Here is a 13,381-nt window from a genome sequence, read left to right on the forward strand (position 1 = left end):
GGGCCCTGGCCTTGTTCATGGTGGTGGCTTGGCGTGTCACGTATTTGATGCGCATGGGCAGAACGTGCCCGGATCTCGATGCCGCGCTGTTCTTCGATCCCGACGAAATTCGCGGCGCCCATTTGCTGACTAAAAAGAAAATGCCGGCCACGCCGCCAACGTTGAACGAAATCGTGCGCCTCATTGCCCAAGTCGGTGGGTTCTTGGGCCGTAAAAGTGACGGTGAACCCGGTGCCAAGACACTGTGGCGGGGCTTGGAACAAGTTCATGCGGCAGCCGAAACCTTACGTGCACTGCGCGACGGGCTTGGCTGATTTATGTATAACGATATGGCTTAAACCATCGTCTCAAATTCGGGATCCACTATAGGTGCCCCGCTCTCCACAATTATCAATAAGACCGGTGAGGCAGGAACGATGGGCACCTTTGCCATGCAGCACATTGAAAGCGTGCTCAGGCGCTTGCAGTCCGGGGAGAGCGTGGCGCAGTACCACATCGACATGATCGACGATCCTTTCGTTATAAAGTACATCCGCAATATGCAAATAAGTAGGGGCTAGCCATGCTCATCAATATCGCCGACGTGTGGAACGATGCCGAGTCGGAGCACAAGACCTATGTGAACAATATCATTGCGCATTTTTTGGAAAAGGATGCCAGAAAATACAAACACCTAACTAGCGCCGATTTCGGAAGTTTTTTGGAAGCCAACTCGACCCAGTTCGCGCTTGGTAGGCCAGCCGCCCTGGAATTGATCATCGCCTCTGCCACTGTCACCCAGCAAAGTCTGAGCAATTCCGAAAAGGCGGCCTTTCTGACGGACGCCAAGCTGGTGTTCGACTATGCCACGTTCAGCGCAAAGAATTCAGCCACTTGGAACGCCTACAAGCTCTGCGCGAAGGCGAGGTACAGCATCTGCCCGTACTGCCAGCAATCATTTTCGTTCACGGTACAGAAGCCAAAAGGCAAAGGCGGTGCCTTCCGACCAACGCTCGACCACTACTATCCGAAGGGAAAGTATCCTTACTTGGCGCTATCGTTGTATAACCTTGTACCGTCTTGCTACTCCTGCAACAGCTCATTAAAAACCACCAAGGACTTCTATACAAAGAAACACTTGCACCCGCTTTCCGACACAGAGGAAATCAAATTTTCTTGGGATATCGACTCCTACTTGCAGCAGCGGGGTACTGGAAAATCCAATTTCGAACTCACACTGCAGTTCGACAAGAAAAACACCGCCGCCAAGAATTCGGCCAACACTTTCTTGCTCCATGAGCGTTTCGTCGGTCACAAAGGCATGCTCGAACTGTTTGTGCAAACCATTCAGTACTGGAACGAGAATCCAATTCTCAATCCACAAGTGTCGAAGAGAGAATTTCGATTCAACTTCACCGAGCAGCACGCCCTGGGTTTCGACAAGGCGAACTACAAGAACGAGATGCTCGGCAAGATCAAGTTGGATCTGTACGACGCCCTGATCCAGTGGAACAAGGCCTGGAAGCCCTGAGGCGGCACCGGTCTCGAGGGACCGGCCTCAAATGCCGCTGACGGCGGCGGCCTTTTCCTTGTCCGTGCGGATCGGGCAGACCAGCGGCAGGAACTGCTGCTGGCGCGCCGAATAGGCCATCAGCGCGCCGCTCTCGATGTCGAAGTACCAGCCGTGCAGCTTGAGCAGGCCCTGCTCGACGCGGCGCTTGATCCACGGGTAGGTCAGCAGGTTGTCGAGCGACAGCAGGATGCTGGCCAGCTCGCAGGCCTTGTGCTGCTGCTCCGAGCTGCGGTGCGCCAGGTCGCGCCGCACGCGCGCCGCCACCGGTTCGGCGATGCGCATCCACTGGCCGACGAAGTCGGTCTCGGCGACCGGCTGGCGCGGCGCCATCAGCGCGCGGATGCCGCCGCAGCGGGCGTGGCCCAGCACGATGATCCGCTCCACCTCCAGACTGCAGACGGCGAACTCGATGGCCGAGCTGACGCCGGCCGAGGCGGTCGGCGTGCACTCCGGCACTAGGTTGGCGATGTTGCGCACGACGAACAAGTCGCCCGGGTCGCCGCCCATCAGCAGCATGGGGTCGACGCGCGAGTCGCAGCAGCCGATCAGCAGGGTTCCGGGGCGTTGGCCGGCGCGCAGATTGTCGTACAGCGTCTGCGATTCGCTGAAATACTGTTGTTGAAAACGGCTGAAGCCGTGGACGAATTTTTCGATGTCTTCCATGATGGTTCCTCGCTAGTCACTCGGCGTTAGGTGTCGCGCCTGGCGGCGTCGGCGTCGTGGCGGCGCGGCATGCGCGCCGTCGCGTCGGCAACATCGGCGTCGGCGTCGGCGCAGCCGGCGGCGGCCTGCGCCCGGCTGCGCCGGCGCGCCCGCGCCGTGTCCATCGCCAGCACGGTGGCGCCGGCTTCCGGCGCCGCGTAGCCGCCTGGTGTGGCGGCCGGTATGTCGATCTCGTTGATGGCGCCGACCAAATGGCCGATGCGCGCCAGGCTGTGGTTCATGTCGTCGAGCGAGGCGCGCAGGCGGCGCGCCTCGGCGTCGGCGCGTTCGCCGCGCGCGCCGCCGGCCTGGCGCAAAGCCTGCTCGAGCGGCCGCACGATGGTCCGCTGCAGCAGCAGGCCGGCGGCGATCGACAGCAGCACGCCGACGGCGACGGCGGCCAGGCAGGCGATGCGCACGCCGGCGCCGACCTCCACACCGCCGGCCAGCACGATCAGGCCGACGGCGCCGAAGGCCACCAGCAGCACGGCCAACAGGCCGGTGGCGAACAATAGCCGCATGCGGGTGGTCAACTGCTTGAACATAGGGTACTCCAAAAAGAGGCCGGCACAGTGGCCGGCCCGGATTAACGTTGGCGCCCTCGCCCGCTCAACCGGCGCACAGGCGCAGTTTGTCGGCGTCGAGGATGGTGACGCGGCGGCCCTTGAAGGCGATCAGCTGCTGGTTGCTCAAGTCGGCCATGATGCGCGAGAAGTGCTCGGGCGTCAGGTTCAACCGCGAGGCCAGCACCGACTTGGCCACCGGCAGGGTGATCTCGTCGACGCAGTCCTCGGCGCGGTCCTTGAGCAGGTAGCCGACCACGCGCTGGGTGCCCGAGCGCAGCGAGTACGACTCCATGTCGCACATCAGGCTGTGCATGCGCTGGCTCAGGCCGGCCAGCATCTTGCAGGCGAAGCCGCAGTCGGCCTCGATCTCGCGGAAGATGGCCGGCTTGGACACGTGCAGCAGCAGCGTGTCCGTCATGGCCTGGGCCGAGACGATGTAGGGGCTGCCCATGAACATCAGCGCCTCGCCGAAGCTGTGGCCGGGGCCGATCAGCTCGATCACCTTCTCGGCGCCCTGGGCCGAGATGAACGACAGTTTGACCTGGCCGTACAGCACCACGTGGAAGCCGACGCAGGGATCGCCGCGCTGGAAAATGGCCTGGCCGCGCTCGACCCGCACCTCGGTGGTGCCGAGGGCGATACGGTCGAGCTCCTCCGGGCGCATCGAGTTGAACAGCGGCACGCGCGAGAGGAAGGTCTGCACCTTGATTTTGGTCTTGTCCATAGTGGCTCTCAGATGGTCTTGGAGTAGCGCGTCGGGCTCGGACCTTCCGGTCGCGGCGCGTGCAGATAATGGTCGAACACCATGCAGATATTACGGATCAACAGGCGGCCGCGCATGCTCACGGTCAAACGCAGGCCATCTATGCTGAGCAAACCCTGCTCGGCCAGCGGCAGCAGGCGTTCCAGCTCGGCGGCGAAGTAGACGTCGGCGGGCACGCCGCCGGGCAGCGCCAGCGCGCCTAGGTCCAGCTCGAAGTCGCACATCAGCTGGCCGATGACGCTGCGGCGCAACAGGTCGTCGTCGCTCAGGGCGATGCCGCGCGCCACCGGCAGTTCGCCCTTGTCGAGCCGTTCGTAGTAGTGGCTCAGCACCTTCTCGTTCTGGCTGTAGCTGCGCCCGACGGCGCTGATGGCCGACACGCCCAGCGCCACCATGGGCGCGTCCGCGTGGGTCGAATAGCCCTGGAAGTTGCGGTGCAGCTCGCCCTCGCGCTGGCTGCGCGCCAGGTCGTCCTCGGGCAGCGCGAAGTGGTCCATGCCGATGTAGACGTAGCCGGCCTCGGTCAGCCGGGCGATGCACAGGCCGAGCATCTGCAGCTTGGTCTCGGCGTCGGGCAGGTCCTCGGCGACGATCAGGCGCTGCGCCTTAAACAGGTGCGGCAGGTGGGCGTAGTTGTACAGGGCGATGCGGTCGGGCCGCGCGGCGATCACCTTGTCCATGGTCGGCGCGATGCTGGCCAGGGTCTGCTTGGGCAGGCCGTAGATCAAGTCGACGCTGATCGAGCGGAAGCCGCTGGCGCGCGCCGCCAGCAGCACCTCCATGGTTTGTTCGTAGGGCTGCACGCGGTTGACCGCCTGTTGCACCACCGGGTCGAAGTCCTGGATGCCCAGGCTGATGCGGTTGAAGCCCTGCGCGCGCAGGCGGGCGATGCGCGCCGGCGAAACGGTGCGCGGGTCCACCTCGATGGAGAACTCGCCCTCCTCGTCCGAGGCGAAGTCGAACCACTCGCGCAGGTCGGCCAGCAGGCCGTCCATCTGCTCGTCGCTCAAATAGGTCGGCGTGCCGCCGCCGAAGTGCAGCTGCTCGACCCGGTTCATGCCGGCGAACAGCTGGCCCTGCATGGCGATCTCGCGGCGCAGGTAGTCCAGGTACTCCACCGCCTTGCCGTGGTCCTGGGTGATGATCTTGTTGCAGGCGCAGTAGTAGCACAGCGACTCGCAGAACGGGATGTGGATGTACAGCGACAGGTCGGCCAACTGGCCGGCCGCGCGCACCTGCCCGACCGCGTGCTGGTACTGCTCCGCGCCGAAGTCGCCGGCGAATCGGTCGGCCGTCGGGTAGGAGGTGTAGCGCGGTCCCATCTGGTTCAGCTTCCGCACCAGGGCGGCGTCGAACTCGACGGATGGCGTGATCTTGATCACGCTGGCAGGCTTGTTCATACTGTTTCTCCGATCAGCAAGGCATGGCCGCGTTTTTACGGGCGTAGCACCACCAGGTGATGGCGATGCAGCTGATGTAGAAGCCGACGAAGCCCCACAGCGCCGCGTCCGGACCGCCGGTCAGGGCGATCGAGGTGCCGTAGCTCTTCGGAATGAAGAAGGCGCCATAGGCGGCCACGGCCGAGGTGAAGCCCAGCACGGCGGCGCCCTCTTTGTTGGCGTCGACGATGGCCTGCTCCTGCACGGCCTTCGGCTTGCCGGCGGCGGCGCGTTGGCGCTCGGTCAGGAAGATCACCGGGATCATGCGGAAGGTCGAGGCGTTGCCGACGCCGGTGCCGGCGAACAGCAGCATGAACATCCAGAAGAAACCGGTGAAGTTGCCGGCCACGCCGCCGTGCGGCAAGAACTGCACCACGCCGTAGACGGCCAGGCACATGACGACGAAGGTCCAGACGGTGACCTTGGCGCCGCCCAGCTTGTCGGCGATGATGCCGCCGACAACGCGGGCCAGGGCGCCGACCAATGGGCCGAGGAAGGCGTATTGCAGCGGGTTGACGTCGGGGAACTGGGTCTTGATCAGCAGCGGGAAGCCGGCCGAGTAGCCGATGAAGGAGCCGAAGGTGCCGGTGTAGAGCCAGCACATCAGCCAGTTATGCTTGCGCTTGAAGATCACCGCCTGTTCGGCGAAGGAGGCCTTGGCCGAGGCCAGGTCGTTCATGCCGAACCAGGCCAGGACGGCGCTGACGGTGATGAAGGGCACCCAGATGAAGCCGGCGTTCTGCAACCACATGCTGCTTTGATGGCCCAGCTTGGTGACGGTCTGTGCTTCGCCGCCCAGGCTGCCGAACACGCCGGCGGTGATCACCAGCGGCACGATGAACTGCACGGCCGACACGCCCAGGTTGCCCAGGCCGGCGTTCATGCCCAGCGCGTAGCCCTTCTGCGCCTTGGGGAAGAAGAAGCTGATGTTGGCCATCGACGAGGCGAAGTTGCCGCCGCCGAAGCCGCACAGCAGCGCCAGAATCAACATGGTCGGGTAGCCGGTGCTGGTGTCCTGCACCGCCATGCCGATGCCGATCGCCGGGATCAGCAGCGAGGCGGTGGAGATGGTGGTCCACTTGCGGCCGCCGAAGATCGGCACCATGAAGGAGTAGAAGATGCGCAGCGTGGCGCCGGACAGGCCGGGCAAGGCGGTCAGCCAGAACAGCTGGTTGGTGCTGTACTTGAAGCCGATGGTCGGCAGGTTGACCACCACCACGCTCCACACCATCCACACGGCGAAGGCCAGCGCCAGCGCGGGGATGGACAGCCACAGGTTGCGGTTGGCGGTGCCGCGCCCTTCGCTCTTCCAGAATGCGGGTGCCTCTGGCTCCCACGTGTTGATCAAATATTTGCTCATTTCAATCTCCTGATTCGTCTTGCGCGATGTGCGCTAAATAGTGTTTGCTCGTCGACTGCGGTACAGCCGCCCCCCACGAAACCCGTTCCCGGCAACCGGTGCCGGCGCCGTTGGGGGTCAGACCCCGTACGGGGTCTGACCCCGCCTTGCCGGGGTTCGGCGAGGCTTTTACATCTACGCGGCCTGTCAGGCTGCTACAGCGGTGGCCGCCGGCGCCTTTTCGGCCGGAGGGAAGGAGTAATGCATCCAGATCAGCGAAACACAGACCGTGCCGTACAACAGCATGAAGGCGCTCGACCGTACACCGGTCAAATCGACCAGGGCGCCGAACATGATCGGCAGGATGAAGCCACCCAGGCCGCCGGCCAGGCCGACCACGCCGGAGACGGCGCCGATGTTGTCGGTGAACTCGTCGCCGATGAACTTGAACACCGAGGCCTTGCCGATCGCCATGGCGGTGCCGACCACGAACAGCAGCACGGTGAACATCCACGGCGTCAGGCCCAGGTTCATCACCATGTCGCCCTTGACGGTCTTGATGATCATGCTGGTCTGCGGATACGACAGCAGGAAGAAGCAGACCCAGCACACCCACATCACCCACCAGGTCACCTTGTAGGCGCCGTAGCGGTCCGAGATCCAGCCGCCCATGGCGCGCAGCACGCCGCCCGGCAGCGAAAAGCAGGCCGCCAGCAGGGCCGCCAGGCGCAGGTCGAAGCCGTATTCGGCGACGTAGTATTTGGTCATCCACAGCGCCAGGCCGACGTAGCCGCCGAACACCACCGAGTAGTACTGGCAGTAGCGCCAGACGCGGCGGTCCTTCAGCACCTTCATCTGTTCGGCGAAGGTCACCGTGCCCGACACCAGGTGCGACGGGTCGCTGGCCGAGAAGGCCCAGAACGCCAACGCGGTCACCAGCATGGCGACGGCGTAGACGGTGGGCAGGCTCTGCCAACCCCAGGCGGCGATGATGGCCGGCGCGACGAACTTGGTCAGCGCGGAACCGGAGTTACCGGCGCCGAAGATGCCCATCGCCAGACCACGGCGCTCCTTGGGGAACCAGCGCGCCACGTAGGGCGTGCCGACCGAGAAGGAGCCGCCGGCCAGGCCGACGAACAGGCCCAGCACCAGGAACTGCCAGTAGGCCGTCGCCAGGCCGATCAGGTAGATCGGCACCACGGTGGCCAGCATCAGCAGGAAGAACACGATGCGGCCGCCGAACTTGTCGCACCAGATGCCCAGCGGCACCCGCACCAGCGAGCCGCTGAGCACAGGCATGGCGGCCAACAGGCCGAATTCGGTCTCGTTGAGACCGAGTTGCTTCTTGATGGGGATGCCGAGCACGGCGAACATCATCCAGATGGCGAAACAGATCGTGAAGGCAAAGGTGCTGCTCACCAGCACCTGAACCGCCTTGTTGTTGCTTTTTACAGTAGTTGCCACTTTCCTTCTCCCGACAGACACAATCCGATGACGTCAGGGTACGCGGTGGTGCTCAAAGACACTATTGGCCGGAGGGATAATTCAACAAGGCAATTTGCCTAGCGTCCTCCGCCAAAGTGACTAGTCCCGGGCAGCATGCGCTGCCACGGCTGCTGGGTGAGCTCGCCGGAGGCCAGTTGCGGCGGCGCCAGCAGGTCGGCCAGGCTGGCCGCGTCGAGCACCGCCAGGTAGGCGGCGGTGGCGCGGCCCAGCAGGCCCTTCAGGCCGCAACACTCGGCGTAGGGGCAGGCCTCGCGGCCGGCGTCGAAGCAGGCGGCCATGAAGAAGTCGGTCTCGGTGCCGCGCACCACGGCGCCTATATTGATGGCCTCGGGTTCGCGCGCCAGGCGCAGGCCGCCGTTGCGGCCGCGCACCGTCTGGATCAGGCCGCTCAGGCCCAGCTGGTAGATCACCTTGGTCAGGTGGTTCTTGGAAATGCCGTGCTGGTCGGCGATGTCCTGGATCTTGACCAGGCGCTCGCGGTTGCCGGCCAGGAAGATCAGGGCGCGCAAGGTGTAGTCGGTGTATGCGGTCAGCCTCATGCTTGCATCCGTTCAAAAAATAGGGGGTGGCCAGCACCATACTGGCCAGACCGTATTATTGATGCATTTCAAATGTATGTTCATAACCTGGATCAAGAAAAACAGGCATTGAATATACATCTTTAAAAAACTTGCCTAGAATCGACGCCAGACGATCCGGTTAGTGCCGGTTCGCAAAGTTTTTCAACTACAACAAAGAGGAACCAAGCCATGCACGCTACGCGCAAACTCTGGACCTGGCTCGCGGTTATCTGCGTATTCTCCTTCGCCGTTCTCGGCTGGGTGGGTGCGGAGATCTATCTGACCGCGCCGCCGATTCCCAAACAAGTGGTCAGCATCGAAGGTAAGGTGCTGTTCTCCGAAGGCCAGGTCACCCGCGGCCAAGAAGCCTGGCTGTCGGCCGGCGGTCAGCAGCTCGGCAGCGTCTGGGGCCACGGCAGCTACGTGGCGCCGGACTGGTCGGCCGACTGGCTGCACCGCGAAGCCGTCGCCCTGCGCGAGATCTGGGCCCAGCGTGAATTTGGCGCTCCTTTCGAGCAGCTCGACGTGTCCAAGAAAGGCGCGCTGAACGCCCGCCTGAAGGAAGAGATGCGGCGCAACAGCTACGACGCCAACAGCGCCACCATCACGCTGTCGGCCGACCGCGCCGAAGCCGTGCGCCAAGTCGCCAAGCACTATATGGGCTTGTTCGGCGACGCCCGCGAACTCGACGCCCTGCGCAGCCAGTACGCCATGAACAGCAACTCGCTGACCGACCAGGACGACCTGCAAGCCCTGCCGGCCTTCGTCTTCTGGTCCGCCTGGGCCGCCGCCACCGACCGTCCCAACGAGGTCGACCTGAGCTACACCAGCAACTGGCCGCACGAACCGCTGGTCGACAACCGTCCCAGCGCCGGCGCCGGCATCTGGTCGATCGCCAGTATCATCCTGATGATCGGCGCCATCGCCGGCATGGTGATGCTGCACTCGACCGCCAAGGAAGAGGCCGACCCGGTCGCGCCCAAGGCCGACCCGCTGTTCAACCTGAAGCCAACGCCGTCCATGCTGGCCACCAAGAAATACTTCTTCGTCGTCATCGGCCTGATCCTGGCCCAGGTCGGCATGGGCGTGATCACCGCCCACTACGCCGTCGAGGGTCAAAGCTTCTTCGGCTACCCGCTGGCCGAGATCCTGCCGTTCGTCGTCAGCCGCACCATCCACACCCAGTTCGCCGTGCTGTGGATCGCCACCGCCTGGCTGGCCACCGGCCTGTACATCGCCCCCGCCATCTCCGGCCACGAGCCGAAGTTCCAAAAGCTGGGCGTCAACCTGCTGTTCTACGCGCTGCTGTTCATCGTGGTCGGCTCGACCGCCTTCGGCTGGATCGGCTCGCTGCAACACAAGGGTACCGCCTTCGCCTTCTGGATCGGTAACCAGGGCCTGGAGTTCACCAGCATGGGCCGCATTTGGCAGATCCTGCTGTTCGTCGGCCTGCTGTTCTGGGTCACCCTGCTCGGCCGCGCCCTCTGGCCCGCGCTGAAAACCCCATCGGAAAGCCGTGGCCTGATCGTCATGGTGTTCCTCGCCGCGCTGTGCATCGGCGGCTTCTACGCCACCTCGCTGACCTGGGGCCGTCAAACCCACTACTCGATGATCGAATACTGGCGCTGGTGGTTGGTCCACCTGTGGGTCGAGGGCTTCTTCGAGGTCTTCGCCACCGCCGTCATCGCCCTGCTGTTCACCCGTCTGGGCCTGATCCGTGCCGCCACCGCCAACAGCGCCATCGTGCTCGAGACCATCGTCTTCCTGTTCGGCGGCATCCTCGGCACCCTGCACCACCTGTACTTCACCGGCACGCCGACCTTCGTGATCGCCATCGGCGCCATGTTCTCGGCCCTGGAAGTGGTGCCGCTGTCGCTGATCGGCATCGAAGCCTATCGCAACTACCAGCGTTCGAAAGTGGCACCGTGGGTCGCCACCTACAAATGGTCGATCCTGTGCTTCATCGCCGTCGGCTTCTGGAACACCATCGGCGCCGGCCTGCTCGGCTTCGCGATCAACACGCCGATCGCCCTGTACTACATGCAAGGTCTGAACCTGACCGCCGCCCACGGCCACGCCGCCCTGTTCGGTGTCTACGGCATGCTCGGCATCGGCCTGCTGTTGTTCTGCCTGCGTGGCCTGAGCGACCGCGCCGCCTGGTCCGACCGCCTGTTGGCACCGATGTTCTGGATGATCAACATCGGCCTGGGCATGATGGTGTTCATCTCGCTGGTCCCGGCCGGTATCTACCAGGCCTATGCCAGCGTCACCACCGGCATGTGGTTCGCCCGTTCGCCTGAGCTGATCCACTCGAAAGTGATGGAAACGCTGGTCTGGATGCGCGTCCCCGGCGACGTGGTGTTCTCCATCGGCACGGTGTTCCTGGCGCTGTTCGCCTGGCGCCTGATGACCGGCGGCAAGAAAGCCAGCGCCACGCAAACCGTGGCCGGCAGCAACCGCGCCTAAGGTCTGAACTGAAGTAAGCAGCACCACCCCGGGGAGGCGCGCCGATCGGCCGCCTCCCCGCTTTGACTAAATTGCCAGGAGTTTATAAAATGTCACACGATTGCTCGCGTCCCACCGGTCCCGAAGGCATCTATCCATTCGACGCGCGCGGTGTCGCCAAGCGCTTCCGCCACGCCGCCATCTTTGGCGCGCTCGATTCCCTCAACCCTGGAGAAGTCATGCGGTTCTGCAACGACCACGACCCGATCCCGCTGCTCCAGCAGATCAACAATTTCTTCGGCTCCAAGGTGAAGATCGCCTATTTGTCGCGCCAACCCGGCGAGATCATCATCGACTTCCTGGTCACCGAATCGCTGGACTAAGCTTTTTATGGATTACTACGCGCTGAAGTACCTGCACATGAGCTGCGCCGCCCTCAGCGGCGGCCTGTTCCTGTTGCGGGGATGCTGGATGCTGTTCCAGCCGGCCCGGCTGCAACAACGCTGGGTGCGCGTGGCCCCGCATATCATCGACACGGCGCTGCTGGCCAGCGCCGTCACCCTGGCCGTGCTCAGCGGCCAGTACCCGTTGGCGCAGGGCTGGCTGAGCGCCAAGGTGCTCGCCCTGCTGCTCTACATCGTGCTGGGCACGGTGGCCCTCAAGCGCGGCAAGACCCGCGCCGTGCGCGCCGGCGCCTTCACCGCCGCCCTCGCCTGCTTCGGCTACATCGTCGCCGTCGCCGTCAGCAAGCAGGCGCTGCCGTTCTAAGACGGCGCGCCGCGTCGCCGGCCCGAGCCGCACCGCAGCCGCCGGGCGAGAACTGGTGGCCGCTTCCCATCCTCATGCAATCTTGGGTTTTCTGCGGCCGCGAACGGGCTGCGGGGAGGCCATGGGTTTCGTCGCTGGCGCAGGCTGCTCGGCTGGCGCCGCTTGTCGCGTCGGGCCATTGCGCCGGGTCTCTGGAATATCGATCTTGCTTCGGCCAAACGTTGCAACGATCTGGCTGAAGGCGACGCCAGGTCCGTTGAGGGAGACACGCCACGGCCCAGGCACTTGATTGGCAGCTATCTCCGCTAGACTCAGCCCGGCGGCAACCTTCTTGCGCCGGGCAAGCGCCGCCACCTTGTACCACTCCGGCGGCCCCTGAGGGGGGTTCTTTGCATCATTCATTTGGCATCTCCTGCCAATGTAGCGAATAGATATTCTAGCAAAACACGCCAGGACCGACTGCCGGCCGTCAAATCGAAACACATGTCGCATGGCCATCCTCGATTCGGCCACCAAGCCGGATCGCGTTGACGGACATCCTGTTCGGGTAAAAATGGCCCTATGGATTGAATCGCGATGCCAGCCGGAATAGGGCCTCTTTCGTGCCTTCGTAAATTGGAAACCACGTACTGGTCTGGAATCATGCAGAGGCGCCCCAACGCTTTGGCATCCAGCGTTGTCATGCGTCCATTGGGACGCTCAATGTCCATCCCAGGAAAAGGCACATCCACAGCAATTGCCAGATAGAGATGCCCTTGAAAGAATTGCTGAGTTAGGTAATGTCCCTCCAACAGCCGTTCAATTGGCTGAACTATTCCTTCCTCAAATTCTCGAATGAATGGCATGGATGAGCACGACCGCTGTTTTGAAACAGTCTAGCAGTGCTTGCTACACGCCGAAGTCGCCGGCGACGGACGTAGATCAAACGAGTCCTAATCGCCGCCTCAGCAAGCATACACCTGATGAAGCGGAGAACCGCGTTGCGGGGCGGCCTGGACAACGTCCCCGAGGTATTACTTCTGTGGCGCCGGCTTGACTTGCGCGTTGAAGGACTTGTTGACGATCTTCCATTCGCCGTCGATCTTCAGCAGCGTCATGTAATCGACAAACTTGATGCTCGGATAGTCCAGCACCACCTTGCCGACGGCGGCGTCCTGCGTCAGGTCGACGATTTCAAAGCTGCGCTTGCGTTGCGCCTCGTCGTTCGCCGCCTTGCCGTTGAAGCGGCCGGCATATTGCTCCACGCTCCAGGAAATCAGCTTGCCGCCCATGTAGCCGGAGACTCTCGCATCGCTGGCGAAGGCCTTGCGCACGAAGTCGGCGTTGCCGGTCTCGTGGGCGCGGATGTAGTTTTGCAGCGGCACCGTTGCGGCGGCCATTTCCGCGTCCTGCGCAAAGACGCCGGAGGTCATGCAAATCGTTGCAAAAAAGACGGCTGCGAGTTTCATCGTGGGGGACTCATTCAGTGAACATGCTTGCGGGGTGGCGGCGGCTAGTGAAGGATCGCCCTCCCCGGTCCGCCTCGTTTGTTCCAAGTGTTTGCAACGGAAAGCTGCGGCATTGAGCGTGACACCAACATTGGCAATGTTACATTAGAATGGAATTGCCTCCACGCATTTCTCTGCACTCGTCCCATGGTTCTCTCCGCTCTGTCCGCCTGCGCCGGCAAATCGACCGCAACGAAGCCGTGTTTCAGCATGAGGGCCTGCATATGGATCCAGCTGACTCGCAAAAACAAAGG

General features: G+C 63.2%; 14 protein-coding genes. 5 read left to right on the top strand and 9 right to left on the bottom strand.

All coding sequences use genetic code 11. The annotated features are described in order from the left end of the window. Together BM252_RS26560 and BM252_RS26565 are read left to right on the top strand one after the other, a co-directional pair. On the top strand, nucleotides 1-314 hold a 314-nt coding region (locus BM252_RS26560), incomplete at its 5' end, for an IS4 family transposase (protein ID WP_281249397.1). A gap of 248 nt (nucleotides 315-562) precedes the next feature. Beyond that, nucleotides 563-1,510, top strand: coding sequence for an HNH endonuclease (locus BM252_RS26565; protein WP_093390682.1), 948 nt, complete (start codon nucleotides 563-565; stop codon nucleotides 1,508-1,510). A gap of 27 nt (nucleotides 1,511-1,537) precedes the next feature. On the opposite strand, the gene BM252_RS26570 is transcribed toward BM252_RS26565, so the two are convergent. The 7 genes from BM252_RS26570 to BM252_RS26600 all read right to left on the bottom strand — a co-directional run bounded on the left by BM252_RS26570 (nucleotide 1,538) and on the right by BM252_RS26600 (nucleotide 8,406). After that, on the bottom strand, nucleotides 1,538-2,215 hold the full coding sequence (locus BM252_RS26570; RefSeq protein WP_093390683.1) for a carbonic anhydrase: 678 nt from the start codon (nucleotides 2,213-2,215) through the stop codon (nucleotides 1,538-1,540). Nucleotides 2,216-2,241: 26 nt separating this feature from the next. Continuing rightward, complete coding sequence (locus BM252_RS26575; protein WP_093390684.1) at nucleotides 2,242-2,799, bottom strand: hypothetical protein; 558 nt, start codon at nucleotides 2,797-2,799, stop codon at nucleotides 2,242-2,244. Between the two features lie 64 nt (nucleotides 2,800-2,863). Then, nucleotides 2,864-3,544 carry a Crp/Fnr family transcriptional regulator gene (locus tag BM252_RS26580; RefSeq protein ID WP_093390685.1) on the bottom strand — a complete coding sequence of 227 codons (681 nt, stop codon included), beginning with the start codon at nucleotides 3,542-3,544 and terminating at the stop codon, nucleotides 2,864-2,866. Nucleotides 3,545-3,552: 8 nt separating this feature from the next. Beyond that, nucleotides 3,553-4,983, bottom strand: a complete 1,431-nt coding sequence (gene hemN, locus BM252_RS26585) for an oxygen-independent coproporphyrinogen III oxidase (protein WP_093390686.1) — start codon at nucleotides 4,981-4,983, stop codon at nucleotides 3,553-3,555. A gap of 13 nt (nucleotides 4,984-4,996) precedes the next feature. Continuing rightward, nucleotides 4,997-6,382, bottom strand: a complete 1,386-nt coding sequence (locus tag BM252_RS26590) for a NarK family nitrate/nitrite MFS transporter (protein WP_093390687.1) — start codon at nucleotides 6,380-6,382, stop codon at nucleotides 4,997-4,999. Nucleotides 6,383-6,568: 186 nt separating this feature from the next. Next, on the bottom strand, nucleotides 6,569-7,738 hold the full coding sequence (locus tag BM252_RS26595) for an MFS transporter (RefSeq protein WP_245774470.1): 1,170 nt from the start codon (nucleotides 7,736-7,738) through the stop codon (nucleotides 6,569-6,571). 185 nt (nucleotides 7,739-7,923) lie between these two features. Continuing rightward, nucleotides 7,924-8,406: an RrF2 family transcriptional regulator gene (locus BM252_RS26600; RefSeq protein WP_093390689.1), complete on the bottom strand. Its 483-nt coding sequence runs from the start codon at nucleotides 8,404-8,406 to the stop codon at nucleotides 7,924-7,926. 210 nt (nucleotides 8,407-8,616) lie between these two features. Between BM252_RS26600 and BM252_RS26605 the strand changes: the two genes are divergently transcribed. The 3 genes from BM252_RS26605 (at nucleotide 8,617) to BM252_RS26615 (ending at nucleotide 11,640) form a co-directional block, all read left to right on the top strand. Further along, nucleotides 8,617-10,893 carry a nitric-oxide reductase large subunit gene (locus BM252_RS26605; protein WP_093390690.1) on the top strand — a complete coding sequence of 759 codons (2,277 nt, stop codon included), beginning with the start codon at nucleotides 8,617-8,619 and terminating at the stop codon, nucleotides 10,891-10,893. Between the two features lie 89 nt (nucleotides 10,894-10,982). After that, nucleotides 10,983-11,255 (top strand): DUF2249 domain-containing protein, encoded by a 273-nt coding sequence (locus BM252_RS26610; RefSeq protein WP_093390691.1) that lies wholly within the window; start codon nucleotides 10,983-10,985, stop codon nucleotides 11,253-11,255. Nucleotides 11,256-11,262: 7 nt separating this feature from the next. Then, nucleotides 11,263-11,640, top strand: coding sequence for a SirB2 family protein (locus BM252_RS26615; RefSeq protein WP_093390692.1), 378 nt, complete (start codon nucleotides 11,263-11,265; stop codon nucleotides 11,638-11,640). A gap of 398 nt (nucleotides 11,641-12,038) precedes the next feature. Here BM252_RS26615 and BM252_RS30565 read toward each other — a convergent pair whose 3' ends face one another. Then, nucleotides 12,039-12,485 (bottom strand): hypothetical protein, encoded by a 447-nt coding sequence (locus BM252_RS30565; RefSeq protein WP_139236764.1) that lies wholly within the window; start codon nucleotides 12,483-12,485, stop codon nucleotides 12,039-12,041. 168 nt (nucleotides 12,486-12,653) lie between these two features. After that, complete coding sequence (locus BM252_RS26620; protein ID WP_245774466.1) at nucleotides 12,654-13,019, bottom strand: nuclear transport factor 2 family protein; 366 nt, start codon at nucleotides 13,017-13,019, stop codon at nucleotides 12,654-12,656. Nucleotides 13,020-13,381: the final 362 nt, after the last annotated feature.

The sequence above is a fragment of the Rugamonas rubra genome, from assembly GCF_900114705.1.
GTDB lineage: Bacteria > Pseudomonadota > Gammaproteobacteria > Burkholderiales > Burkholderiaceae_D > Rugamonas > Rugamonas rubra.

Bases quoted from the DNA above. Each gene is read 5' to 3' on its own strand.
- BM252_RS26600 (WP_093390689.1), bottom strand. From the start codon at position 8,406: ATGAGGCTGACCGCATACACCGACTACACCTTGCGCGCCCTGATCTTC.
- BM252_RS26610 (WP_093390691.1), top strand. From the start codon at position 10,983: ATGTCACACGATTGCTCGCGTCCCACCGGTCCCGAAGGCATCTATCCA.
- BM252_RS26575 (WP_093390684.1), bottom strand. From the start codon at position 2,799: ATGTTCAAGCAGTTGACCACCCGCATGCGGCTATTGTTCGCCACCGGC.
- BM252_RS26590 (WP_093390687.1), bottom strand. From the start codon at position 6,382: ATGAGCAAATATTTGATCAACACGTGGGAGCCAGAGGCACCCGCATTC.
- BM252_RS26615 (WP_093390692.1), top strand. From the start codon at position 11,263: ATGGATTACTACGCGCTGAAGTACCTGCACATGAGCTGCGCCGCCCTC.
- BM252_RS26595 (WP_245774470.1), bottom strand. From the start codon at position 7,738: ATGATGTTCGCCGTGCTCGGCATCCCCATCAAGAAGCAACTCGGTCTC.
- BM252_RS26580 (WP_093390685.1), bottom strand. From the start codon at position 3,544: ATGGACAAGACCAAAATCAAGGTGCAGACCTTCCTCTCGCGCGTGCCG.
- hemN (WP_093390686.1), bottom strand. From the start codon at position 4,983: ATGAACAAGCCTGCCAGCGTGATCAAGATCACGCCATCCGTCGAGTTC.
- BM252_RS26570 (WP_093390683.1), bottom strand. From the start codon at position 2,215: ATGGAAGACATCGAAAAATTCGTCCACGGCTTCAGCCGTTTTCAACAA.
- BM252_RS26605 (WP_093390690.1), top strand. From the start codon at position 8,617: ATGCACGCTACGCGCAAACTCTGGACCTGGCTCGCGGTTATCTGCGTA.
- BM252_RS26565 (WP_093390682.1), top strand. From the start codon at position 563: ATGCTCATCAATATCGCCGACGTGTGGAACGATGCCGAGTCGGAGCAC.
- BM252_RS30565 (WP_139236764.1), bottom strand. From the start codon at position 12,485: ATGCCATTCATTCGAGAATTTGAGGAAGGAATAGTTCAGCCAATTGAA.
- BM252_RS26620 (WP_245774466.1), bottom strand. From the start codon at position 13,019: ATGGCCGCCGCAACGGTGCCGCTGCAAAACTACATCCGCGCCCACGAG.